Raw genomic sequence first — 22,275 nt, 5'->3', positions numbered from 1 at the left:
GGGCATCAGCCCCTCTCCGAGGTGCCGCGGCCCTGCGGGGCCGTGGGCGGCAGCGGGTCGGTACGGGAGACCTGGGTCTCGGGGTAGGCGACGTGGCCGGAGGCGACCGGAGGCGCGGGGACCTCGTCGACCGTTCCGGCATGCTCGATGCGGCAGGCGCAGACCTTGTACTCGGGGATCTTGGAGCGCGGGTCGAGGGCGTCGATGGTCAGGGCGTTCGCCGCTGTCGGGACGGGCCAGTGGTACGGGATGAACACCGTGTCGGGGCGGATCGCCTCGGTCACCAGGGCGGGGAAGACCTCGCTGCCGCGCCGGGTGACGACCCGGACGGGTTCACCGTTGCGGAAACCGTGGGAGGGGTGGACCTCGGCCCAGGGGCGCGGAGTCTGCTCGACGAGACCGCCCAGCCGGCGGGTCTGGTTGCCGGAGAGGAAGTGGGCGACGGTGCGCCCGGTGGTCAGCGTCATCGGGTGGTCGTCGTCGTACGGGTCGGCCGGGGGATGCCATTCGACGACCTGCAGGTGGATCTTGCCGTCCGCGTGGTAGGTCGTGCCGTCCTCGAACAGCCGGGGAGTGCCCGGGTGGTCGGTGGACGGGCAGGGCCAGGAGATGCCGCCGGTCTCCTCGAGCCGTTCGTAGGTGATGCCCGAGTAGTCGATGATCGTGCCGGCCGAGGCCCTGCGCAGTTCGTCGAAGACGTCGCGGGTGCGGTCGAACGCGAATTTGTCGCCGGCGCCGAGGCGCCGCGCGAGCTCGCACATCACCCAGGTGTCGGTCCGCACCCCGAGGGGTGGCTCCTGTGCCTTGTTGTGCTTGACGACGCGGGCTTCGGCGTTGGCCATCACCCCCTCGTCCTCGGCCCAGACCGTCACGGGGAAGACGACGTGCGCGTTGGCCGCGGTCTCGGAGAGGAAGAAGTCGAACTGCGCGTGGAACTCGGTGGTGTCGTATCCCTCCTTCACCACGGCGTAGTTGGGGAGGGAGACGAAGGGGTTGTTGCAGATGCCGATCAGACCGCGGATCTCCTTCCGCTGCATCTGCCAGACCATTTCCATCATCGAGGTGCCGGCGGTGGGGAGTTCGGACTCCTCGATGCCCCAGATCTCGCAGATCTGCCGGCGGTGTTCCTCGTTGAGGATCGAGCGGCCGCCCGGGAGCAGGTCGGCCTTCTGCCCGTGCTCGCGACCGCCCTGGCCGTTGCCCTGCCCTGTGAGGGTGCCGTAACCGGCGCCGGGCTTGCCGATGTGGCCGGTCGCGGCACAGAGGTTGATCACGGAGAGGCAGTTCTCGACCCCCTGGGTGTGGTGTTCGATGCCCCGGGCGTGGAAGGCCATGGCCTTGGGCGCGCGGGCGAAGGCGCGGGCGACCTGGACGACCTGCTCCGCGGGGATCCCGCAGATCGCGGCGGCGCGGGACGGCGGGTACTGGGCGACGGTGGCCTTGACCTCCTCCCAGCCGGTGGCGTGGGCTGCGAGGTAGGCCTCGTCGGTGAGGCCCTCCTCGATCACCACGTTCAGCACCGCGTTGAAGAAGGCCGAATCGGTGCCCGACTTGAGCGCGACGTGGATGTCCGCCGTGCGCGCGACCGCCGTCTCACGCGGGTCGACCACGATCAGGGTGGCACCGCGGTCCCGGGCTCCCCAGACGTACTGGGTCAGCACGGGGAAGCATTCGCCGACGTTGGCCCCGGCGAGCAGTAGGCAGTCGGTGAGCAGGATGTCGGAGAAGGGGTTGCCGGCCCGGTCGATGTTGAAGGCCAGCTTGTTGGCGCCGGCGGCGCTGACCATGCAGAGCCGGCCGTTGTAGTCGACGTGCCGGGTCTTGAGCGCCACCCGGGCGAACTTCCCGACGAGGTAGGTCTTCTCGGAGAAGAGACTGGCGCCGCCGAGTACGCCGAAGGCGTCCCTTCCGTGGTCCCGCTGGATGCGCCGGATCTCGGAGACCGTGAAGTCGAGCGCCTCGTCCCAGGAGACCTCCCGCAGTTCCTCGTCGCGGGAACGGCGCATGAGGGGCGCGGTGAGCCGGTCGGGGTGGTTGACCTGCTGGTAGGCGTGGATTCCCTTGGGGCAGAGACGCATGCGGTTGATGTCGTGGTTGCGGGGCTCGACGCCGAAGACCTTGCCGTGCCGGTCGACGCGCAGGTACATGCCGCACTGGACGCCGCAGAAGCAGCAGTGGGTCGGGACCAGCGTTTCGCCGTGCTGGTCGGCATGCCACTTGTCGGCCGGGATCCCGCCCGCGTCGCGGAATCCCTGGGAGCCCGGCGGGGCGATCGCGGGGTCGAGGGGAACGACCGCACGACGGTCGGCTGCACGTGGATCTGCCGTCACTTGTAGCCCTTCTTCACCTGGGAGAGGTAGGCGTTGCCGCGCAGCACCCGCTTGCAGCGCGGGCAGTATTCGGCCCAGCGGTCGAAGCCGAGTTCCAGGTCGCGCATGGTGCCGCGCAGGTTCTCGACGTACGCACCCGTGTCGATGGGCTCCTCGCAGCGTCGGCAGGTGAAGACCTCGTCACCCTGCCGCGACGTGTACTTGAAAAGCTGCATGCCGACGGCTGCGGGGCGCTGCACGATGTGGAAGAACTTCCCGAACGGGATGTAGATGAGGGTGAAGACCACGGACACCATGTGGAGGATCGCCAGGAACTCGTAGCCGCCGCCGTGCAGGAAGATCGACGAGAAGGTGAGCAGCAGGCCGGTCACGGAGATGATGATCAGCGCCAGCAGCGGAACCATGTCGTAGGCGAAACGCTGCCCAGTCATGGCGCCGCGGTCCTTCATCCGTCGCCAGAGGAAGAAGGCGGCGCCGGGGATGACCAGCACGGCGGCGAAGTCGAGGCCGTGGAACATCAGCCAGCCGAGGAAGTTCAGCGAGTCGAACCCGATGATCTCGAAGCCCCAGATCCGCATCTCGTAACCCGGCCCGGCCCCCGTGCCGGAAGTGAAGGTGAACCAGCCCCAGGTGAGCGGGAAGGTGATGAGCGCGGCGAGGACGCAGCCCCAGAAGATCAGCTGGTGGGCCGCCCAGCGCGCGTGCGACCGGGCGCCGAGGAACTTCTGGAAGCCCAGGTAGGTCGCGATCATCCTGGGCAGGGCGGTGGGGGCCCTGCGGAAGTTCTCGGCCGAGAAGAAGCTGCGCCAGCCGTTGACGAAGAGCCGCCGGGCGCCGGGGGCCGAGACCCAGACCGTGTAGCGGTAGGCGACGCCGAAGGCGAGGAAGACACTGGCCACGGCGTACGGGAGGAGGGCCGAGTCGAAGTTGCGCAGCATCCGGCTGCCGAGCACGATCGCGAGGACCAGCAGGGCGGAGACGACCGCACCCGCCAGCGTCGCCCTGCCGTTGACGGACCGTGGAAGGGCCTCCACGGCTCTCGCGACGGCGGCGGAGCCTCGCCTCGGCTGCCGGACGTCCGGTCCCCCGGGAGGATCGGTGTGAGCACCGGGGTCGGGCTGTTCGGCCGCGGCGGGCGCTTCTCGTGGCTCGGTCACTCCGCCACCGTAGGGCTGAATAGCGTGTTTGATCCGGTTTTGACCTCCGAGAGAGTGAGTGCGTCGCGCCTGCGTCCGGGGCCCCGGGGGGCCTGGACGTGACCCAGGCGTGCAGCAGTGACGGCCGCTGCGCCCGGCCCGGGAGCGATGCCGTGCCCGGCGCCTTGAGCGATGCCGGGCACGGGCCGGGGAGCGATGCCGTGCCCGGCGCCGTGTCAGGTTCCGTGGCCCACGCCGATGCGGTGCTCGATCCGCAGGCGTGCTCCCGGTTCCGGCCCGGTCCGCTGTACGTTCGCGGGACACGGTGCGCGCCCCCCTGGGCCGCCGGACCGCCGCACACACTCCGAGGAGCCCGCCATGCCCGAGGACGCGCCCTTCACCGGGCCGCTGGACGCCCTGACGGATGTGGCCGGGATCCGTGTCGGCCATGCCCGCGTGCCCGGCGAGAGAGGTCTGAGCGGGACCACCGTCGTCCTCGCACCCGCAGGTGGCGCGGTCGCCGCCGTCGACGTCCGGGGTGGCGGCCCCGGCACCAGGGAGACGGACGCCCTCGATCCGCGCAACCTCGTACAGCGCGTCGACGCGCTCGTCCTCACCGGCGGCAGCGCGTACGGACTGGACGCCGCTTCCGGCGTGATGGCGTGGCTGGAGGAGCAGGGCCGCGGGGTGCCTGTCGGGCCAGGTCCCGGCCAGGTGGTGCCGGTCGTGCCGGCAGCCTGCCTCTTCGACCTGGGCCGGGGCGGTGACTGGCGGGCCCGCCCCGACGCCTCGACCGGCCGGGCCGCGGTCGAGGCCGCCGCCGCCTCCGAGCCGGGCTCGCCGGTCCCCCAGGGCACGGTGGGCGCGGGCACGGGCGCCGTCGCCGGGGAACTCAAGGGCGGAGTCGGCACGGCGAGTGTGCGGCTGGACTCCGGGACCACGGTCGCCGCGCTGGCCGTGGTGAACGCCGCCGGCTCCGTCCTGGACCCGCGGACCGGCATCCTGTACGGCGAGTACGGGGCCGCGGAGCCACCCACCCGCCCGGCCCGCGCGACGCACGAGGCGGCCCGCCGGCGACTGGCGGAGATCCGGGAGAGACGGGGCGCGGGCCCCTTCAACACCACGATCGCCGTGGTCGCCACGGACGCCGCCCTCACCCGCGCCCAGGCACAGAAGCTCGCGGGCACGGCGCACGACGGCCTGGCGCGCGCCGTCCGGCCGGTGCATCTGCTGACCGACGGGGACACGGTCTTCACCCTGGCCACCGGCCGGCTGCCGTTGTCCCCGGAGCCCGTCTCCGCGCTGAACGGCATCCTGGCGGCCGGGGCGGACGCGCTGGCCCGGGCTGTCGTGAAGGCCGTCAGGGCAGCCCGGGGTGTCGAAGGCCCCGGCGGCACCTTCCCCTCGTACAGCGACCTCTACGGCGCCGTGGACAGCGAGCGCGGCGGCGCGTCCTGAGGAGCCCCGGAACTTTTCACCCGGGCGGTACGTTTTTCGCGAACCCCGGTCACGATGTCAGACCCAGGGACTACGTTATGCACGCATCAAGTAACGCGCGGCGACGGCCTGGAGACAGCACCTTGAGCGATCCGTACGAGACAACCGAGCAGCACCTCGAGCGACTCCTGCGATGCGCCCTCAACTCCTTCGATCTGTCAGACACCACCATCGAACGGCTCGGGACGGCGCTGACGCACAGCAGTGCGCTGCATTCGTCCCACCACAGTTCCGCACTGCACCGTGAGACCTACCGGCACACCTATCTGCTTGCCGACGGCACCGCCCTCTCCCTGTGGGAGCTGGTGCACGGCGGGGGCCGGGAGACCGGGGCGCCCCGGCGTCACGAGCTGTACGACATCGAGGCCGACGCACAGATCGCCGCAGCCCGGCTGGCCGGCGGCTTCCTGGACACCCGCACCCTCGCCGACGACACCTCACACGCGGACCTGGAGGTCCTCACTCTGCTGACGGCCTTCCCTCCGGCCCCGCTGCCCCGCATGTACGCCCAGGACAAGTCGGCGGACCATGCGCGCCGCGTCCTGCGCCGGGCGGAGAACGGCGACAGGCCGGGAGCGGAGACCGCAGGGCTGCTGCGTGCCGCCTTCGCCCACCACATCACCCAGATCTTCGGACGCCAGTGCCGCGTCGACGGCCGGGACGCGGGATTCACGCTCTACGAACACGCCTTCCTGCTCCTGGACGGCAGCGAGACGAGCCTGTGGGAGGTCGAGCACACGGCGACGCCCGACGGCCGCCACATGTGCGAGGTGTACGGCGACGAGCAGGCCGCCCGCCGGGCCATGGAGAACCGCACCCGGATCTGCTGAGAACCCCGGGGATCGTGCGCGGATCGCCCGGAAGGCCCCGCGCACAGGTCACCACACGTGAATCGCCCGGCCGGGAGCGGGCCGTGCCCGCCGGCCGGTCAGCCCGCGAGCGCGGGCTCCTTCGAGATGCCCCCGTCCTCTGCCTGGGCAGGGGCCTCGTCGTCCCCACCGCCCTCCAGGTGCAGCTGGGGCCTGGCCGGCAGGGCGAACATCACGAGGAAGATCACCGCGAGTACCCCGGCCACCCACCACAGCGACTGCTGGAAGGCGTTCACGAACGCCGGCCCTGTCGCTTCCGGCGGCAACCGGTCGCTGATCGAACCGAAGAAGACGACCGACACGAGGCCGAGCCCGAGCGCCGTGCCCATCTGCTGCACGGTGTTGATCAGCCCGGACGCCGATCCGGAGTGCTCCTTCGGCACACCCGACAGCACCGCGTCCGTCAGCGGAGCCACGATCAGCCCCATGCCCACGCCCATGACCACCAGCGGGAAAGCCATCTGCCAGGGGGTGATGTCCAGCCCGTACCGTCCGGCCTCCCAGATGTAGAGGAGCAGCCCAGTGATCATCAGCAGCGCACCCGCCTGCAGTACCTTGCGGCCGAAGCGGGGCACCAGTTTCTGTACGGAGATCCCGGCGGCGACCGAGACGGCGATCGAGAACGGGATTCCCGTCGAACCGGCTCGCAGGGCGCTCCAGCCGAGCCCCATCTGCAGGTAGAGCGTCCAAACGAGGAAGAAGATGCCGAGGGCGACGCCGAAGGTCAACTGCACGGCGGTGCCTGCCGCGAAGCTCTTCACCCGGAACAGCGACAGCTCTATGAGCGGCGAGCCGTCCCGGTTCGCCTTCCGGCGCTCGAACACGACCAGTGCCGCGAACACCAGGAGGCTGGCGGCCATCGACACGTGTCCCCACAGCGGCCAGCCCAGCTCGCGTCCCCTGGTCAGCGGGTAGAGCAGCATGAGGAGACCGAGGGTCACGAGGGCCACGCCGGTCAGGTCCAGCCGGAGTGCCTTCGGGGCCTTGGACTCGCTGATGAACTTCCGCCCCAGGAGCAGTCCGGCGATGCCGACCGGCAGGTTGATCAGGAAAATCGGCCGCCACTCGAGACCGAAGAGGTTCCACTCGGTGAGCAGGGCGCCCAGCAGCGGACCGGACACCGCGCCGAGCCCCACGATCGCGCCGAAGAGCCCGAAGACCTTGCCGCGCTCGTGCGCCGGGAAGGTGGCGTGCACGATCGACAGCACCTGCGGCACCATCAGCGCCGCCATGCCGCCCTGCAGGATGCGCGAGGCGACCAGCATCTCCGGATTCACGGCGAAGCCGCAGAGGGCCGAGGCGATCGTGAACCCCCCGATGCCGATGAGGAAGAGCCGCTTGCGGCCGTAGATGTCACCGAGTCGACCGCCGGTGATCAGACCGGCCGCGAAGGCCAGCGCGTACCCGGCGGTGATCCACTGGATCGACGTGAAGGAGGCGCCGGTGTCGCGCGTGATGCTGGGGATGGCGATGTTGACGATCGTGACATCGACCAGGTCCATGAAGGCCGCGGTCATCACGATCGCGAGCGCGAACCAGCGGCGCCGGTCCGCCGGGTCCTGCGAAGTGGCCGGCCCAGGTGACGCCGTGCGGGCGGCTGCCGTGGCCGGCAGGGATTCGGAAGAAGTCATGGGGGGAAGCTAGAGGCCCAACAGGTCAGGTTATGACCTAATGGACCGGCATCCTGGATCCATGACCGATACCCCGGCACGACTGCTGAATCTGCTGTCGCTCCTCCAGACACCACGTGAGTGGCCGGGCAGCGAACTGGCCGAGCGGCTCGACGTCACCCCGCGCACCATCCGCCGTGACATCGACCGGCTCCGTGATCTCGGCTATCCGGTCGAGGCGACGCGCGGTTCGATCGGCGGCTACCGCCTGGTCGCCGGCAGCGCCATGCCGCCGCTCCTCCTGGACGACGAGGAGGCGGTGGCCATCGCGGTGGGGTTGCGGGCCGGGGCAGGTCACGCCATCGAGGGTGTGGACGAGGCGTCCGTACGGGCGCTGGCCAAACTGGAGCAGGTGCTCCCCGCACGCCTGCGGCACCGGGTCTCCTCCCTCCAGAACGCCACCGTGCCACTCACCCGCGGTGACGGTGCGACCATCGATCCCCGTACCCTCACGGCGATCGCCTCGGCGGTCACCGGGCGGGAACGGCTGCGCTTCGCCTACCGCTCGGGGGACGGCACCGACTCCAGGCGGCAGACCGAGCCGTACCGGCTGGTGAGTACGGGGAGCCGCTGGTATCTCGTGGCGTACGACATGGACCGCGAGGACTGGCGCACCTTCCGGGTGGACCGGGTGAGCGAGCCGTTCGCCACGGGGTCCCGTTTCACGCCGCGCGAGCTGCCGACCGGGGACGGCGACGCGGCGGGGTTCTTCGCCCGGTCGATGTCGCGCACACAGTCCGAGCTGCACATCGACGTGACCTTCCGGGCCCCGGCGGGCTTCGTGACCGCACGGCTGCCCTCGACGCTCGGTGCGGTGGAGCCGACGGGTGAACAGAGCTGCCGGCTGCGCACGGCCTCCTCGGACTCCCTGGAATGGGTGGCGCTCCGGCTGGCGCTCGTGGACTGCGAGTTCGAGGCGCATGGGCCCGCACAGCTGGTGGAGTACCTGAGCGGTCTGGGCGCCCGCCTGAGCCGCGCCGCCTCGTCCGGGCCGGGATCCTCCGGGCCGGGAGCCGTGTCCGGGTCAGGTGCGGTGCCGCCCACCTCGTAGGCGGCGAGGCGGCAGAGCAGAAAGGGATGAGCCCCGGCGCCGGGGGGGGGTGGGCGCCGGGACTCAGCTCAGGGGACCGGAAGGAGACCGGTCGTCGGGCCGGTGCGAACCGGCTTGATGGGGAGATTACGGGTTATTGGCTCACGCCGCAGCGTCAAAGCCCGTGTCGTGAGCCATTCGCTTCAATTCGAGCAGTGCGTGCTTCTCGATCTGGCGGATCCGCTCCCTCGTCAGACCGTGCTGCTTGCCCACCTCGGTCAGGGTCCGCTCGCGCCCGTCCTCGATGCCGTAGCGCATGCGGATGATGGAGGCGGTCCGGTTGTCGAGCTTGCCGATCAGGTCCTCGAGCTCCTCGCTGCGCAGCAGCGTCATCACGGACTGCTCGGGCGAGACGGCGGAGGTGTCCTCCAGCAGATCACCGAACTGCGTGTCGCCGTCGTCGTCCACGGACATGTTCAGGCTGACGGGGTCACGGGCCCAGTCCAGGACGTTGCCCACGCGCTCGGCGTTGGAGTCCAGCTCGGCCGCGATCTCCGCGTGCTCCGGGTCCCGCCCGTGTTCGCGGTTGAACTCGCGCTGCACGCGCCGGATCCGGCCCAGCTCTTCCACCAGGTGGACGGGGAGCCGGATGGTGCGGGACTGATCGGCGATGGAGCGGGTGATGGCCTGCCTGATCCACCATGTCGCATACGTGGAGAACTTGAAGCCCTTGGCGTAGTCGAACTTCTCGACGGCGCGCACCAGACCCGCGTTGCCCTCCTGGATGAGGTCGAGCAGGGGCAGGCCGGCCCTGGGGTAGCGCCGCGCCACGGCGACGACGAGCCGGAGGTTGGAGCGGATGAATACGTCCTTCGCGCGCTCGCTCTCGGCGACGAGCGCCTCCAGCTCCTCACGCGTCGCTCCGCCCGCCTCACTCTCCACCTCGCCGTCGAGGATCTGCTGGGCGTAGACGCCCGCCTCGATCGTCTGGGAGAGCTCGACCTCCTTGGCGGCGTCGAGCAGCGGTGTGCGAGCGATCTCGTCCAGGTACATGCCGACCAGGTCGCGATCGGCGATCTCCCCGCCCACGGCGCGAACACTGCTTGCCCGGTCGGTCCCACCGGCGGCGGTGGACGAACGACGGGCGACGGCACGGGTTGCCATGCGTGCTCCCTTGCTGAGTAGGTCGCGACACCCTTTCGGGTGCCCTGCATCCGATGGAAACAACGACTGGAATCCGGACAGAATTCCCACGGCGACCGTTCACTTTCGAGTTCATGCAGTACCCTGTCCGCCCCGCGAGGAGGACAGATGGCACAGATACCCACAGAAGTGCAGGTCAGGCCGGGCACCGCAGCCGATCTGGAGGCTCTCACGGACATCTACAACCATTACGTCCGTGAGACTGCCCTCACATTCGACACGGTCCCCTTCACCGCCCAGGAGCGCCTCCCCTGGTTGCGTTCCCACCCCGAAGACGGTCCGCACCGTCTCCTGGTCGCCCAGAACGCGTGTTCCCCGCACAACGCGCCCTCAGTCCTCGGCTATGCCACCAGCAGTCCCTACCGCCCCAAGGCGGCGTACAGCACATCGGTCGAGGTGAGCGTCTACTGCGCACCCGGCGCCACGGGTCGCGGTGTGGGCACACTGCTCTACAAGGCGCTGTTCGAGGCGCTGGCCGACGAGGACATCCACCGCGCCTACGCGGCGATCGCGCAGCCGAACGAGGCATCGGCCCGGCTGCACCACGCCTTCGGCTTCCGCCACGTCGGCACGTACACGGAGGTGGGCCGGAAGTTCGGCAGGTACTGGGACGTGGCCTGGTACGAGAAGCAAATGCTCAGCCGAACTGGAGCGACCGCTTGGCCAGGCCCATCCAGAACCCCTCGATGACACTGCGGCCCGAGCCCAGCTCGCTCTCCGCCGCGCCCAGCGTGACGAACAGCGGGGCGAAGTGCTCGGTGCGGGGGTGGGCCAGCCGGCCGGCCGGCGACGTGTGCTCGAAGTCCAGCAGGGAGTCGATGTCCTGGGCCTGGAGGGCCCGGTTCCCCCAGTCGTCGAACTCCGCCGACCAACCGGGGGTGCCGCCGCCCGGGTGGCGCAGCGCAGCCAGGTTGTGCGTGAAGAAGCCGCTGCCGACGATCAGCACGCCCTCGTCGCGGAGCGGGGCGAGCTTGCGCCCGATGTCCATCAGTTTCTGCGGGTCGAGCGTGGGCATCGAGATCTGGAGCACGGGGATGTCGGCAGCCGGGAACATCTCGACCAGGGGCACGTACGCTCCGTGGTCGAGGCCGCGGTCGGGGATGTCCTGGACCGGTGTGCCGGCGCCACGCAGGAGCTTACGGACGTCATCGGCGAGCTTCGGGGCGCCCGGGGCGGCGTACCGCACCTGGTAGTAGTGCTCGGGAAAGCCCCAGAAGTCGTACACGAGCGGCACGGACTCGGTGGCACCGAGTGCGAGCGGGGCCTCTTCCCAGTGCGCGGAGACCATGAGGACGGCCTTGGGGCGAGGCAGACCGGCGGACCAGGCTGCGAGCTCGCCGGGCCAGACCGGGTCGTCGGCGAGTGGCGGGGCGCCGTGGGACAGGTAGAGGGCCGGCATGCGCTCGGCGGCGACGGTCATGGCACTCCCATTCCTCTGCCGATCAAGGTAAGTGTTCTCTACAGGCACCGGTGTAGGGCATGTGCCGTAGGCATCAGGATTCGACAGATCATTTCTTTGAATCTTCAAGTTCCTACTACCGGAGACCTTAGCTCTATCTAGTTCAAGTTTCAAGAAAAGGTCGTACAGTGGAGTACATGACCACGGCATCCACCGGCGAGGCCCGATGGCTCACCGACGAAGAGCAGAGCGTCTGGCTGGCGTACCTGCACGCCACGACGCTCATGGAGGATCACCTCGACCGCCAGCTGCAGCGCGACGCCGGCATGCCGCACATCTATTACGGGCTGCTCGTCCAGCTCTCCCGCGCCCCCCGGCGCCAGAAGCGGATGACCGCGCTGGCCAGGGATGCCAAGATCACCCGTTCCCGGCTCTCGCACGCCGTCGCCCGGCTCGAGAAGAACGGCTGGGTCCGCCGCGAGGAGTGCCCCTCCGACAAGCGCGGCCAGAACGCGGTGCTCACCGACGAGGGCTTCGAGATGCTCGCACGCTCCGCACCGGGGCACGTGGAGGCCGTGCGCCAGGCGATGTTCGCCCGGCTGACCCCCGAACAGGTGCAGAGCCTCGGCGAGATCATGCAGGTCATCGCCACCGGGCTGCAGCCTGAGGACACGGACGCGGATCTGCCCTGGCTCCGCTGAGCGGAGCCAGGGCAGATTCACCCACGTGGGTCAGACGTCGCGCCCGCCGGCGCTCAGTGCGCGACGACCGGGATCTTGAACTCGTCCTCGATGCCGTCCGCGTGGTCGCCGGAGCCGTCGGACCGGCCGGCCGCTCCGGTGCCCGGACGTCCGGTGTTGATCAGCGTCGCCGCGATCACCGAGGCGGCGACGAGGATGCCGACCGCCCACCAGATCGCACTGGCGAAACCACTCACCATGGCCTGGAGCTGCAGCAGCCTCGCGTCGGTGGCCCCTGCGGCGTGGTCGGCGATGTAGGCGGTGGTGGCTCCCGCGGCGATGGTGTTGAGCAGCGCCGTACCGATGGCACCGCCGACCTGCTGCGAGGTGTTCACCATCGCGGAGGCCACTCCCGCGTCACGCGGTTCGATGCCGTGCGTGGCCAGCGACATGGCCGGCATGAACGCCGTACCCATGCCCAGTCCGAGCAGCAGCTGTCCCGGCAGGATGACGCTCGCGTACGAGGTGTCGACCTCCAGCTGGGTCAGGAGCAGCATGCCGATCGCGGCCACCAGGAAGCCGGGGCCCATCAGCAGCCGCGGCGGGACGCGGGTCATCAGCCGGGCACCGATCTGGGTGGAACCGGTGATCATGCCCGCGATCATCGGAAGGAACGCGAAGCCGGTCTTGACCGGCGAGTAGCCCTTGGCGACCTGCAGGTAGTACGTCAGGAAGAGGAAGAGCCCGAACATCGCGATGATGGCGAGCCCCAGCGAGAGGTACACGCCCCCGCGATTGCGCTCGGTCAGTACGCGCAGCGGCAGCAGCGGCGACGAGACGCGCGACTCGGTGACGACGAAGGCCAGGAGCAGGACGGCGGCGGCGATGAACATGCCGATGGTCAGCGAGTCCGACCAGCCGGCCGACTCGGCGCGGGTGAAGCCGTAGACCAGCGCGACCAGGCCGAGTGTGGACAGGACGACACCGGGCACGTCGAGCGGCGAGCGGTTGCGGCCGCCGGCCGGCTCACGGATGACGAAGTAGGCGCCCGCGGCCGCGACGATCGCGAACGGGATGTTGACGAAGAACGTCCAGCGCCAGTTCAGGTACTCGGTGAGGAAGCCGCCCAGGATCAGGCCGACCGCGCCACCGCCACCCGCGATGGCACCGTAGATACCGAAGGCCTTGGCACGTTCCTTGGCGTCGGTGAACATCACCGCGAGCAGCGACAGGGCCGCCGGTGCGAGCAGTGCACCGAAGGCACCCTGCAGGGCACGGGAGCCGAACATCATCGCCTCGCTCTGCGCGGCGCCACCGAGTGCGGAGGCCGCGGCGAAGCCGAGCAGGCCGACCACGAAGGTGCGCTTACGGCCCCAGAGGTCGGCGATGCGCCCGCCGAAGAGAAGGAGCCCGCCGAACGCGAGCGCGTAGGCGGTGATGACCCACTGCTTGTTGCCCTCGGATATACCGAGATCCACCTGGGCCGAGGGCAGGGCGATGTTCACGATGGTCGCGTCGAGCACGACCATCAACTGGGCGAGGGCTATGAAGGCCAGCGCCTTCCAGCGACTGGGATCCGGAAGCCGGGTGTCGGCTGTTTTCGACATGGGAGTAGCCACCTAAGGACGCACGTGGGCGTGAGAAGTCGTGAGGGTCGAGAGGAGTGGGAGGGGTCGTGAGCCCGGCTGCGGCGGCGAGGTAGGCGGATCGGCCTGCTCCGGACGCACCGGCACACGGCCTGCCGGCTCACGGCCGGAGCCTGACGGTCAGATCCGGACCTGTTGCCTGAAGGGGTCTGTCGGCCGCTCGGGCCGTGGTCTGCTGGGTCTTCCGGTGCTACGGGTGTCAGTGCCCGCGGCGCAGAACCTCCAAGGTCGCCGCCGATCCGGGCAGCTCGGAGCGGGCCGGGGCTTCCAGGCCGTCCAGGAAGAGCTGCAGGTGACGGTGGGTGAACCGGTCGATGTCCGGGCAGGCGATGCCGGGCAACGGCCGGGTGAGCTGGGAAAGGGCGACGAGTACGTCACCGACGGCGATGTCGGTGCGCAGACGCCCGGCGGACATGGCGCGCTCCACGAGCCCTTCGACGGCCTCTTCGAGGCGACGGCGCTCGGCGAGCAGTTCGGGGTGGTCCTTGTCGAAGCCGCCCGACAGCATCGGGCACAGGGCGCCGATCCGTTCGTCGGCCGCCGCGTGCACGAAGCGGCTGAGAGCGGCGAAGGGGTCGGATTCCGCCGCGACGGCTTCCTCCGCACGGTCGGTGGTGCGGGACGTGACCGCGAGGACGACCTCGTGGGTCAGAGCGGCCCGGTCGGGGAAGTTGCGGTAGAGCGTGGCGTTGCCCACTCCCGCCCGGCGGGCGACCTCGTCGAGCGGCACGTCCGGCCCGAACTCGACGAACATCTCGCGGGCTGCCGTCACGATGCGCTCCCGGTTGCGCAGTGCGTCGGCCCGCGGACGGGACGCACGGCGCTGCGCGGCACAGGCGGCGGTGTCGGTGACGGTCTCCACGACTGCGACCTTTCCCTTACGGAGTGTGGGACGGCCCTCGGCCGGTGCAACCGGGGACCGCTTCCCCGTTTCGCGGGGACACAGGTGCAAACGGGGAAAGGATCCCCGGTTATTTCTCCCTTCCTTGTGACGTGAGTCACAGGACCTACTTGGCGGTACCCCTCCATCGGGCGCACCCAACGCGCGAGCCCCAACCACCCGGCACAGGCTGATCGCCAGAGCGCAGTCAGGGCCGGCCGGCTGCCGCGGACCCGAAGGCGATGCCCTATGCAGCAGCCCCGCCACCGGATACGCAGATGCCGTCGCCCCCTCGCACTCGCCGGGGCGACGGTCCTGGTCATCGCGACCATGGCCTCGGCCAGCTCAACGCTCCACGCCCCCGGCCGCGCCGCCGCAGGACCTGTGGCCGCGCCCCGGGGAACCGGCCTCGGCCCGTGCCGGATCGCCGCGACCATGGGTGTGCAGATGTCGGAGGGCATGCCGACGCCGCCCGGATACGCGCGGTCGACGGGGCGGCTCAACGCCCTCAACCTGATGATCGACTTCCCGGACGCGGAGGCGACCGAACCGGCCGCCGACCGGCTCGCCGAGTTCTTCCCACAGACCGCCGACTGGTTCCACACCAGCTCCTACGGCCGCCTCACCTACGAGCCCCACACGCCCTTGAAGGACTGGCTGCGGATGCCCCTGCCGTTCGCCGAGTACGGGATAGAGCGCGGCTCCCCGTACGAACCGGGCTACCGCAAGCTCGTCAAGGACCTCGTGCGCGTCGCCGATCGGAAGGTCGACTTCGCCGCGTACGACCTGGTCAACGTGCTGGTCACGCCGAACGCGGGCCCTTCGGCTCTCGACACCGTGCTGTCGGTGACCTTCTCCGGCAACGACGACGCCCCCTTCGCAGACGGGGTACCGCTCGCCAACACGTCCTTCGTCTACAGCCGCCAGGACGACGGTTCGGGATCGTACGAGGAGACCGGCTACCGGGTCCTGCCCCACGAGAACGGGCACGTCTTCGGGCTGCCCGACCTCTACACGACGGAGGGTGGCGGCTCCGTGGGCCACTGGGACATCATGTCCGAGGACTGGGGAGCCAACAACGACCTCCTGGGCTGGCACAAATGGAAGCTCGGCTGGCTCGACAACGACCAGGTCAGCTGCGCCGCCATGCCCGGCACCAGCGAACACACGATCGGGCCGCTGGCCACGACGGGCGGCCCGAAACTGGCCTTCGTCCCGCTGAGCGCCCAGTCCGGCTACGCGGTGGAGGTGCGGACCGCGGCCGGCAACGACGACGCGATCTGCCGGCCCGGAGTCCTCATCTACAAGGTGAGCTCGGACGTCGACACCGGCCAGGGGCCGATATCCGTCGCGGACAGCACCGAGGACAGCGGCGGCTGCACCCGGCGGCCCAACATCCACGCCGAGCTCTCCGACGCACCGTTCGAGCCGGGCGAGACGTTCACCGACCGGTCCAACGGCATACGCATATCCGTGCTCACGGAGGACGCCGACGGTAACTACCGGATCCGGATCACCCGGCCCTGACCGCTATCCGTTCCCGTCGTCACCGCGGGCGTGCTCCAGCAGCGTCCCGCGCAACGCCCGCTTGAGGACCTTCCCCGTCGGGTTCCGGGGCAGCGGGTCGCGTGTCACCAGCACATGGGCCGGAACCTTGAACGCGGCCAGAGCGCGTCCCACCAGTGCCCGCAGTTCGTCCACCGAGACCTCGGCTCCCGGGCGCAGCCTCACGATCGCCGCGACCTCCTCGCCCAGCGTGAGATGCGGGATGCCCAGCACCGCCGCTTCCTCCACGTCCGGGTGATCGTGCAGGGCGGCCTCGACCTCCACGCTGTAGACGTTCTCGCCGCCCCTGATCACCACGTCCTTGATCCGGTCGACGACTGCTACCCGCCCGTCCCGGACCACGGCGAGGTCTCCCGTGCGGAACCACCCTCCGCCGAACGCCGCCGCCGTCGCCGCCTCGTTGCGCCAGTAGCCGCGCGCCAGGGACTGGCCGCGCAGCCACAACTCGCCGACCTCTCCCTCCGGGAGGGCCTCCCCGCCCGTGCCCGCGATCCGCACCTCCGTGACAGGCGTCGGGGTACCGACACTCTCCGGGTGTGCCCGGTACGCGGCGCCGAAGTTGGCGAGGACTCCACCGCTGGTCTCGGTCAGGCCGTAGCCGTTGCGCGGCTCGATGCGATCGCCGTGCCGGGCAATGAGCTGGGCGACCAGGTCCGGCGGAGCGGCCGCCCCACCGGTGCTCAGCATCCGCAGGCTCTCCAGACCGTCACCCGCCCGGTCCGCCGCGGCGAGCAGCTGAAGCGCGGTGGCCGGCACTCCGGCGTAGTACGTGATCCGGTGCTCGTCGATGAGCCGCAAGGCCTCGTCGGCGTCCCACTTCCGCATCAGGACGAGGGTGCCTCCCGCCGCCATGGCCCCGTAGAGGCTGGTGAACGCGGCGACGTGGAAGAACGGGAAGGTCATCAGGGTGACCGGGGCCTGGCCCTGGCCGGGTACGACCCCTCGGCCGAGCGCGGAGGCGGCCGCCTGGAACCGCGGGTTGAGGGCTGCGCCCGCCTGGGCGAGCTGGGTCGCCACGGCCCCCTTGGGCCGCCCGGTGGTGCCGGAGGTGTAGATGATCGTGGCATCGTCCTCCGGCCGGACCTCCACCTCGGGAGGAGCTTCCAGCGGATCGGGTTCTGAGAAGTCCGCGTACCGCTCGGCCCCGGCAGGTAGGGCGCCTCCCGGCTCTCCCGCTTCCTTGCCCCCGGTTCCCATGTCCCCGGCTGCAACATCTGTGAAGACGACGAAGCGTGCGCCGGCCCTCTCCCCCCAGGCGGCCACTTTCGGCAGCTGGTCCCCGTCGACCAGCAGCACCTTGGGCGTGCAGTCGACGAGGGCGAAGCCGAACTCGGCCTCCGTCCACCAGGTGTTGAGCGGCACGGCGACAAGGCCCGCCAACTGGGCCGCCCAGAAGGCGACCTGCCATTCGGGGCGATTGCGCATCGCCACCACAGCCCGGTCCCCGGGCCGGAGCCCGTACTCATCGCAGAACCGCCGCGCCAGCGCCGAGGCGGCGGCGAAGAACTCCGCGTACGACCACACCCGTTGACCCGCGATGAGGAACGGCTGGTCCCCGAATGCCCAGGTGGCCTCCACGAACTCGCGGAGAGTGCGGGGGCCGTTCGCATAGACAAGGGGCCCGTGATCGGCGCGGACCACGGCGAACGGGGCGCCCGGAGCGGTCAGCTCCGCCACGATGCGCGCCGGGTCTTTCGGATCCTCGGCGGGGGCGGGAGCGGCGGGAGGTGGCGACGGGTGCGGGGACGAGGAGGACGAGGGTCGGGATGAAGGGGAAGGACCGGGATCGGTGTGCGGCACGAACGACCTCTCCGAGTGCTGTCTCAGCAACCCGGCGACGCTATGCCCGAGCCCGGCCGTGGTCAAGGACCGGCCCCCGCCGACGGCCCGACCCCGGCCCCGGCCTCGGCTTCGGCCCGGCCCCTGAACCCCTGCTTGGCGGCCTCGCGGACTGCCGCTCCCCGTCCCCCCTGGGATCACGCCCTCTTCTTGGAGCCCGGAATCTCCTTCATCGCGTCGACGACGGCCCGTTCCGTGATGGCCGTGTGCCCGGTGACCGTACCCGCCTTGATCCCTTCCGCGTCACGCATCTGCACCGTGCGCTCACCGAGATAGCTGTAGGTCTTCGGGTCGAAGATCCACTCTGTGCGATCGCCGGACGACTCGTCCGTCCGGGCTATGGCGATACCGTGCCGGCCCACCGCGTCGGTCGTGTCGCCGACCACCACAACGCCCGGGATCTTCGCAGCGGCCCGGTACAGGGCCGATGCCAGCTCCGCCGGCATCACCTGTTCCATGACCAGGTCACCGATCGTGGTGAAGGCCTGCTGATCGGGGCCGTTGCCCTGCCCTTCCGTCTCCTTGTAGATCAGCGCCAGCAGCTCGTCGGGGTCGGTGGTCAGCGTCTTGAGATAGTCGTAGCTGGGCGCTCCGATGCTCGGCCTCGACCTGTCCTCCGGGCCGTCGTCCAGAGTCATTCCGTCCTTGGTGGTGGTGTCGTTGCCCGGCTCGATCAGCCAGCCCTTGCGGCCGTCCGGCGAGAACCAGACCTGGCGGGGATGCAGCTTCTGCACATAGGTGTCGCTCTTCCCGGTGTCGGCGTTCTCCGAGATCGACAGCCAGGAGACCTGGCTCTTGATGTAGATGAACTGGCCGCGCCGGGGCTCGGGCAACTTCTCCCGCACCGCAGCAGCCGAGATCCGCGCGACCGTGCTGCTCAGCCCTTCCTTGGTGCCTTGTGCCACCTGCACGACCGATGCGGGCACGGCTCCCTCGGGGGGCCCAGCCGCCTGGCCGCTCCCCTGCCCCTTGAACTGCACGGCGCCGGCCGCGCCGGCCAGCACGACAACAGCGACGGCAGCCCCGACGAGTGCTGACCGGCGGCTTGCGCGGCGCGGCCGCTCGGGCGGCGGGAGGAGCCCCCCGGACCGAGCCCGCTGTCGCGCTTCCGCCGTCCTCTGAGCCTGCGCCTGAGCCTGCGCCTGCGCCTGCTGGATCTCGTGCATCAGATGCTCCTCGATCTTGGTCAGACGGCCGTGGGACAGCACCGGATCGCCCGCCGCCGGCAGCAATGCCACCAGCTCCGCATGGTCGAGCGGCTCCGGGCGCCGCCGCCAAGGGGTGCGATTCATCGGCTTCTCTCCTCGTTCGACCGGACCGCAGCGACGCGGCCACCCTGTACTTGTCCGGCCGCCCCGACCGGTTCCACCCTTCTCCGTCGGCGGCGCAGCTCCCCGTCCGTGAGCTTGCGCAGCCGCGTCCTCGCCCTGGAGAGCCGGGAACGCACGGTGCCGACCGGCACCCCGAGGGCCTCGGCGGCCTCCGCATACCCGAGCCCGGACCAGACGCACAGCGCGAACACCTCACGCTCACCGCGGCGCAACTGCCCCAACGCCGTCTTGGCCGCCGCCAGTTCCTCCGAGTCGGTGATCCGTCCGACCAACTCGTCCGCGAAGTCGGGCAGGACGTCCCTCAGCGGAACCCGGGCCAGTGCCTTCTCGTGCCGACGGACCGCACGGCCGGTGTTGCGCAGCACGTTGACCGCGATTCCCATCAGCCAGGGTCTCGGGCTGTCACCTTCGTCCCGCAGCTTCTCGCGCAGCCGCCATGCCTCCAGAAAGGTCAGCGACACGACGTCCTCTGCCGCGTCCCAGTCCCCGGTCGTCCGCACCGCATGCCGATAGACGAGCTGGGCATGGTCCCGGAACAGCTCCCGGAACGCCTCCGGGTCCCCTGCACGGATGCGGGCATGCATCGAGTAGTTCACCTTCTGACTTGTCCGCCCACGCCGGTCAGTTCCTGTGAGCTGAATCACATCCCCTGCCCGGCATCCGTGCACTGCCCAAGATCAAGGCCGAGTCCCCCGTATCTCCAGGGCTCCACCCAACCCGATCCGGTACCCTGTCGTTGGCCGCACAGCCACGGAACGGCACCCGACGGACCCTCTCCTCACGGAGTCCCGCCGAGAACCCTCCGGCACTGATGTGACCAGGGCGTTTGTCCAGCAGACCCGAAGATCGCCACACTGATCGAGGATCCGCTCGTCACGGGCCCGCCCCGCCTTCGTAGCTCAGGGGATAGAGCACCGCTCTCCTAAAGCGGGTGTCGCAGGTTCGAATCCTGCCGGGGGCACAAGGGAAAAGGCCACCTACGGATATCCGTAGGTGGCCTTTGACATCCACGTCTGACATCAACGGCGGCGGTCACTCACGGCCGGGCCGCCTCTTGAGTAGCCGGTCCATGTGGCTGATCGCCTCTCGCTGCGTGTCCTGCACGACGTGCGTGTACACGTCCATCGTGATGCTGATCTGGCTGTGCCCGAGGATCTCCATCACGAGCTCCCATCGACCACCTCCGACCCAGGCGGAGCCGAGCAGTCGCGGCCCAGGGCGTCAAGGTCGTTCGTACAGTGGCGCGCTCCACCTTGACGCCCTGAACCACGACCGCTCCACGGTGTGTGGGTCGAAGGCGGACGGGATGGGAGCCGGGTTAGGTAGTGGGGGTGTGGGTTGGATGCCGGGTGTACGCGAGTATGTCGGCAGGCCCAAGGCTGACAGAAGGGGGACCCGTGCAGATCGCGGGAGTGGACTTGTACGTCAATCATCCGATCATGGCCTTGGGGTCTCCGGACTGGATTAGCACTGACCTGGAGCTGGGCGGCGCTCCCGCTGCGTCCACCGACACTCACGTCGTCGTCCGTGTACAAGCACAGACGGCTTTGATCAAGGTGCGGTTGTTCCAGGACTACGGTGAGGCCGTCGCTGCCGATCCGTCATTCACCACGGTGTTTGATGGGTCGCTCTACTTGGCAGACAGGCGCTTCGTGATCGGTGACGTGCTGGGCGAGAGCCGGTTCGTCAAGTACATCGGAGGACCGCAACGCTGGCGAGTGCGCGTGGCAGTGGATAACCCGAATGGGTACGCGCGTGCTGCTGACGTGGTTCTTTGCGTCGAGGAGTAGAGTCGTGTGCGCTGTCAAGCCCGCGTGTTGTGGCTGACATCAGCGGCTGACACCAACAAGCGTGAACAGCAGCGGCCGACGCCGAACCTCAGTGGACCATCGGCCGAGGCGCAGGCATGGTTGGCCGACGTCGACTGTCCTATGTGACCGACCTGATAAAGATGAGGCCAGACTGCAAAGTCGGCGCGGAGCCATCACCAGGCGTGGTCGGCACTACGCCGACCACGCTGGAGTCCAGCCAAGTTCAACAATGCGCTCGATCCCTTCAACGACAGCGTTGACTCAGGTATCAAGCCGGTCCAACGCGGCCTCGCCAGACTGAGCCTTGTACGACAGCAGGTACACCTGGCCGTTCAGCTGAAGCGGGACGAGTGACGTCCAACCGCCTGTCCAACCCTGACGCCACACTTCCGCGTAGCTACCGTCGGGCTTGAAGTGGTCCAACGCGGCCTCGCCAGACTGAGCCTTGTACGACAGCAGGTACACCTGGCCGTTCAGCTGAAGCGGGACGAGCGAGGTCCAACCGCCTGTCCAACCCTGACGCCACACCTCCGCGTAGCTACCGTCGGGCTGGAAGTGGTCCAACGCGGCCTCGCCAGACTGAGCCTTGTACGACAGCAGGTACACCTGGCCGTTCAGCTGAAGCGGGACGAGCGAGGTCCAACCGCCTGTCCAACCCTGACGCCACACCTCCGCGTAGCTACCGTCGGGCTTGAAGTGGTCCAACGCGGCCTCGCCAGACTGAGCCTTGTACGACAGCAGGTACACCTGGCCGTTCAGCTGAAGCGGGACGAGCGAGGTCCAACCGCCTGTCCAACCCTGACGCCACACTTCCGCGTAGCTACCGTCGGGCTTGAAGTGGTCCAACGCGGCCTCGCCAGACTGAGCCTTGTACGACAGCAGGTACACCTGGCCGTTCAGCTGAAGCGGGACGAGTGACGTCCAACCGCCTGTCCAACCCTGACGCCACACTTCCGCGTAGCTACCGTCGGGCTTGAAGTGGTCCAACGCGGCCTCGCCAGACTGAGCCTTGTACGACAGCAGGTACACCTGGCCGTTCAGCTGAAGCGGGACGAGTGACGTCCAACCGCCTGTCCAACCCTGACGCCACACCTCGGTCAAGTTCATAATAAACAGGTATTTCAGGAGGGAGACTAGATCAAGCTTTACGTGAGAGTGTCGGATGTTTGTACACTTTTGCCCTAAAATAGCCATAACTTTTTCGTTGGCGGATACGTCACGGCAGACGCCCGCCAGCCGACTGATTTCCGGATCACCCAGGATCCGCGCAGCTGCAACGGGTTATCACACAGCAATGGAGCTGACAGCCAGCCTGCAAACAGCCTTCTCGCCGCGTGCCACAGGCGTGCCAGATGCAGGGGTCAGCCACGGTCAGCAAGGGCGGCGGG

The 22,275-nt window shown here is 69.3% G+C and carries 18 protein-coding genes, 1 tRNA gene and 1 pseudogene; 8 read left to right on the top strand and 12 right to left on the bottom strand.

Features of this window, described 5'->3' with window-relative positions:
• Positions 1–5: 5 nt before the first annotated feature.
• Complete coding sequence (locus QFZ58_RS21705; protein WP_307126566.1) at positions 6–2,330, bottom strand: molybdopterin oxidoreductase family protein; 2,325 nt, start codon at positions 2,328–2,330, stop codon at positions 6–8.
• Positions 2,327–3,487, bottom strand: a complete 1,161-nt coding sequence (locus QFZ58_RS21700; protein ID WP_307126565.1) for an MFS transporter — start codon at positions 3,485–3,487, stop codon at positions 2,327–2,329. Before QFZ58_RS21700 ends, QFZ58_RS21705 begins: the two co-directional genes overlap by 4 nt.
• A 357-nt stretch (positions 3,488–3,844) precedes the next feature.
• Between QFZ58_RS21700 and QFZ58_RS21695 the strand changes: the two genes are divergently transcribed.
• Together QFZ58_RS21695 and QFZ58_RS21690 are read left to right on the top strand one after the other, a co-directional pair.
• On the top strand, positions 3,845–4,924 hold the full coding sequence (locus QFZ58_RS21695; RefSeq protein WP_307126564.1) for a P1 family peptidase: 1,080 nt from the start codon (positions 3,845–3,847) through the stop codon (positions 4,922–4,924).
• Positions 4,925–5,046: 122 nt separating this feature from the next.
• Positions 5,047–5,793: a DUF6227 family protein gene (locus QFZ58_RS21690; RefSeq protein WP_307126563.1), complete on the top strand. Its 747-nt coding sequence runs from the start codon at positions 5,047–5,049 to the stop codon at positions 5,791–5,793.
• Positions 5,794–5,891: 98 nt separating this feature from the next.
• On the opposite strand, the gene QFZ58_RS21685 is transcribed toward QFZ58_RS21690, so the two are convergent.
• On the bottom strand, positions 5,892–7,463 hold the full coding sequence (locus tag QFZ58_RS21685; RefSeq protein WP_307126562.1) for an MFS transporter: 1,572 nt from the start codon (positions 7,461–7,463) through the stop codon (positions 5,892–5,894).
• Between the two features lie 61 nt (positions 7,464–7,524).
• On the opposite strand from QFZ58_RS21685, the gene QFZ58_RS21680 reads away from it, so the two are divergent.
• Entirely contained in the window at positions 7,525–8,553 is a 1,029-nt protein-coding gene (locus QFZ58_RS21680) for a YafY family protein (RefSeq protein ID WP_307126561.1), read from the top strand.
• 141 nt (positions 8,554–8,694) lie between these two features.
• Here the strand turns inward: QFZ58_RS21680 and QFZ58_RS21675 are convergent, their stop codons facing one another.
• Positions 8,695–9,696: an RNA polymerase sigma factor RpoD/SigA gene (locus tag QFZ58_RS21675; protein ID WP_307126560.1), complete on the bottom strand. Its 1,002-nt coding sequence runs from the start codon at positions 9,694–9,696 to the stop codon at positions 8,695–8,697.
• Between the two features lie 147 nt (positions 9,697–9,843).
• Between QFZ58_RS21675 and QFZ58_RS21670 the strand changes: the two genes are divergently transcribed.
• The gene (locus tag QFZ58_RS21670) at positions 9,844–10,425 is read left to right on the top strand and encodes a GNAT family N-acetyltransferase (RefSeq protein ID WP_307126559.1); all 582 of its coding nucleotides are present in this window, start codon (positions 9,844–9,846) and stop codon (positions 10,423–10,425) included.
• Here QFZ58_RS21670 and QFZ58_RS21665 read toward each other — a convergent pair.
• A complete protein-coding gene (locus QFZ58_RS21665) occupies positions 10,373–11,155 on the bottom strand; it encodes a dioxygenase (protein ID WP_307126558.1) in 783 nt (260 codons plus the stop codon). The genes QFZ58_RS21670 and QFZ58_RS21665 overlap by 53 nt on opposite strands.
• Before the next feature lie 167 nt (positions 11,156–11,322).
• On the opposite strand from QFZ58_RS21665, the gene QFZ58_RS21660 reads away from it, so the two are divergent.
• Entirely contained in the window at positions 11,323–11,835 is a 513-nt protein-coding gene (locus QFZ58_RS21660; RefSeq protein WP_307126557.1) for a MarR family winged helix-turn-helix transcriptional regulator, read from the top strand.
• Positions 11,836–11,888: 53 nt separating this feature from the next.
• Here the strand turns inward: QFZ58_RS21660 and QFZ58_RS21655 are convergent, their stop codons facing one another.
• Positions 11,889–13,421, bottom strand: a complete 1,533-nt coding sequence (locus QFZ58_RS21655) for an MFS transporter (RefSeq protein ID WP_307126556.1) — start codon at positions 13,419–13,421, stop codon at positions 11,889–11,891.
• Positions 13,422–13,659: 238 nt separating this feature from the next.
• Positions 13,660–14,322, bottom strand: coding sequence for a TetR/AcrR family transcriptional regulator (locus QFZ58_RS21650; RefSeq protein ID WP_307126555.1), 663 nt, complete (start codon positions 14,320–14,322; stop codon positions 13,660–13,662).
• A 267-nt stretch (positions 14,323–14,589) separates the two neighbouring features.
• Here QFZ58_RS21650 and QFZ58_RS21645 point away from each other — a divergent pair, with 267 nt between their 5' ends.
• Positions 14,590–15,867: a M6 family metalloprotease domain-containing protein gene (locus QFZ58_RS21645; RefSeq protein WP_307126554.1), complete on the top strand. Its 1,278-nt coding sequence runs from the start codon at positions 14,590–14,592 to the stop codon at positions 15,865–15,867.
• Positions 15,868–15,870: 3 nt separating this feature from the next.
• On the opposite strand, the gene QFZ58_RS21640 is transcribed toward QFZ58_RS21645, so the two are convergent.
• From QFZ58_RS21640 to QFZ58_RS21630, 3 genes are all read right to left on the bottom strand, one after another.
• A complete protein-coding gene (locus tag QFZ58_RS21640; protein WP_307128948.1) occupies positions 15,871–17,586 on the bottom strand; it encodes a class I adenylate-forming enzyme family protein in 1,716 nt (571 codons plus the stop codon).
• A 296-nt stretch (positions 17,587–17,882) separates the two neighbouring features.
• Positions 17,883–19,037: a CU044_5270 family protein gene (locus QFZ58_RS21635; RefSeq protein ID WP_307126553.1), complete on the bottom strand. Its 1,155-nt coding sequence runs from the start codon at positions 19,035–19,037 to the stop codon at positions 17,883–17,885.
• The gene (locus QFZ58_RS21630; protein WP_307126552.1) at positions 19,034–19,660 is read right to left on the bottom strand and encodes an RNA polymerase sigma factor; all 627 of its coding nucleotides are present in this window, start codon (positions 19,658–19,660) and stop codon (positions 19,034–19,036) included. Before QFZ58_RS21630 ends, QFZ58_RS21635 begins: the two co-directional genes overlap by 4 nt.
• 304 nt (positions 19,661–19,964) lie before the next feature.
• On the opposite strand from QFZ58_RS21630, the gene QFZ58_RS21625 reads away from it, so the two are divergent.
• A tRNA-Arg gene (locus tag QFZ58_RS21625) sits at positions 19,965–20,037 on the top strand.
• A gap of 71 nt (positions 20,038–20,108) precedes the next feature.
• Here the strand turns inward: QFZ58_RS21625 and QFZ58_RS21620 are convergent.
• Positions 20,109–20,243: pseudogene (locus QFZ58_RS21620) on the bottom strand (site-specific integrase); the annotation flags it as partial.
• Between the two features lie 230 nt (positions 20,244–20,473).
• Here QFZ58_RS21620 and QFZ58_RS21615 point away from each other — a divergent pair.
• Entirely contained in the window at positions 20,474–20,866 is a 393-nt protein-coding gene (locus tag QFZ58_RS21615) for a hypothetical protein (protein WP_307126551.1), read from the top strand.
• Positions 20,867–21,148: 282 nt separating this feature from the next.
• On the opposite strand, the gene QFZ58_RS21610 is transcribed toward QFZ58_RS21615, so the two are convergent.
• Complete coding sequence (locus tag QFZ58_RS21610; protein WP_307126550.1) at positions 21,149–21,994, bottom strand: hypothetical protein; 846 nt, start codon at positions 21,992–21,994, stop codon at positions 21,149–21,151.
• Positions 21,995–22,275 lie beyond the last annotated feature (281 nt).

The sequence above is a fragment of the Streptomyces sp. B1I3 genome, assembly GCF_030816615.1.
In the GTDB taxonomy this organism is placed as follows: Bacteria; Actinomycetota; Actinomycetes; order Streptomycetales; family Streptomycetaceae; genus Streptomyces.
Note: the sequence above shows the minus strand (reverse complement) of the source record. Positions and strands in the feature narration are given on the sequence as shown.

Bases quoted from the DNA above. Each gene is read 5' to 3' on its own strand.
- QFZ58_RS21670 (WP_307126559.1), top strand. From the start codon at position 9,844: ATGGCACAGATACCCACAGAAGTGCAGGTCAGGCCGGGCACCGCAGCC.
- QFZ58_RS21655 (WP_307126556.1), bottom strand. From the start codon at position 13,421: ATGTCGAAAACAGCCGACACCCGGCTTCCGGATCCCAGTCGCTGGAAG.
- QFZ58_RS21610 (WP_307126550.1), bottom strand. From the start codon at position 21,994: ATGAACTTGACCGAGGTGTGGCGTCAGGGTTGGACAGGCGGTTGGACG.
- QFZ58_RS21695 (WP_307126564.1), top strand. From the start codon at position 3,845: ATGCCCGAGGACGCGCCCTTCACCGGGCCGCTGGACGCCCTGACGGAT.
- QFZ58_RS21675 (WP_307126560.1), bottom strand. From the start codon at position 9,696: ATGGCAACCCGTGCCGTCGCCCGTCGTTCGTCCACCGCCGCCGGTGGG.
- QFZ58_RS21645 (WP_307126554.1), top strand. From the start codon at position 14,590: ATGCAGCAGCCCCGCCACCGGATACGCAGATGCCGTCGCCCCCTCGCA.
- QFZ58_RS21685 (WP_307126562.1), bottom strand. From the start codon at position 7,463: ATGACTTCTTCCGAATCCCTGCCGGCCACGGCAGCCGCCCGCACGGCG.
- QFZ58_RS21665 (WP_307126558.1), bottom strand. From the start codon at position 11,155: ATGACCGTCGCCGCCGAGCGCATGCCGGCCCTCTACCTGTCCCACGGC.
- QFZ58_RS21630 (WP_307126552.1), bottom strand. From the start codon at position 19,660: ATGCATGCCCGCATCCGTGCAGGGGACCCGGAGGCGTTCCGGGAGCTG.
- QFZ58_RS21680 (WP_307126561.1), top strand. From the start codon at position 7,525: ATGACCGATACCCCGGCACGACTGCTGAATCTGCTGTCGCTCCTCCAG.
- QFZ58_RS21635 (WP_307126553.1), bottom strand. From the start codon at position 19,037: ATGAATCGCACCCCTTGGCGGCGGCGCCCGGAGCCGCTCGACCATGCG.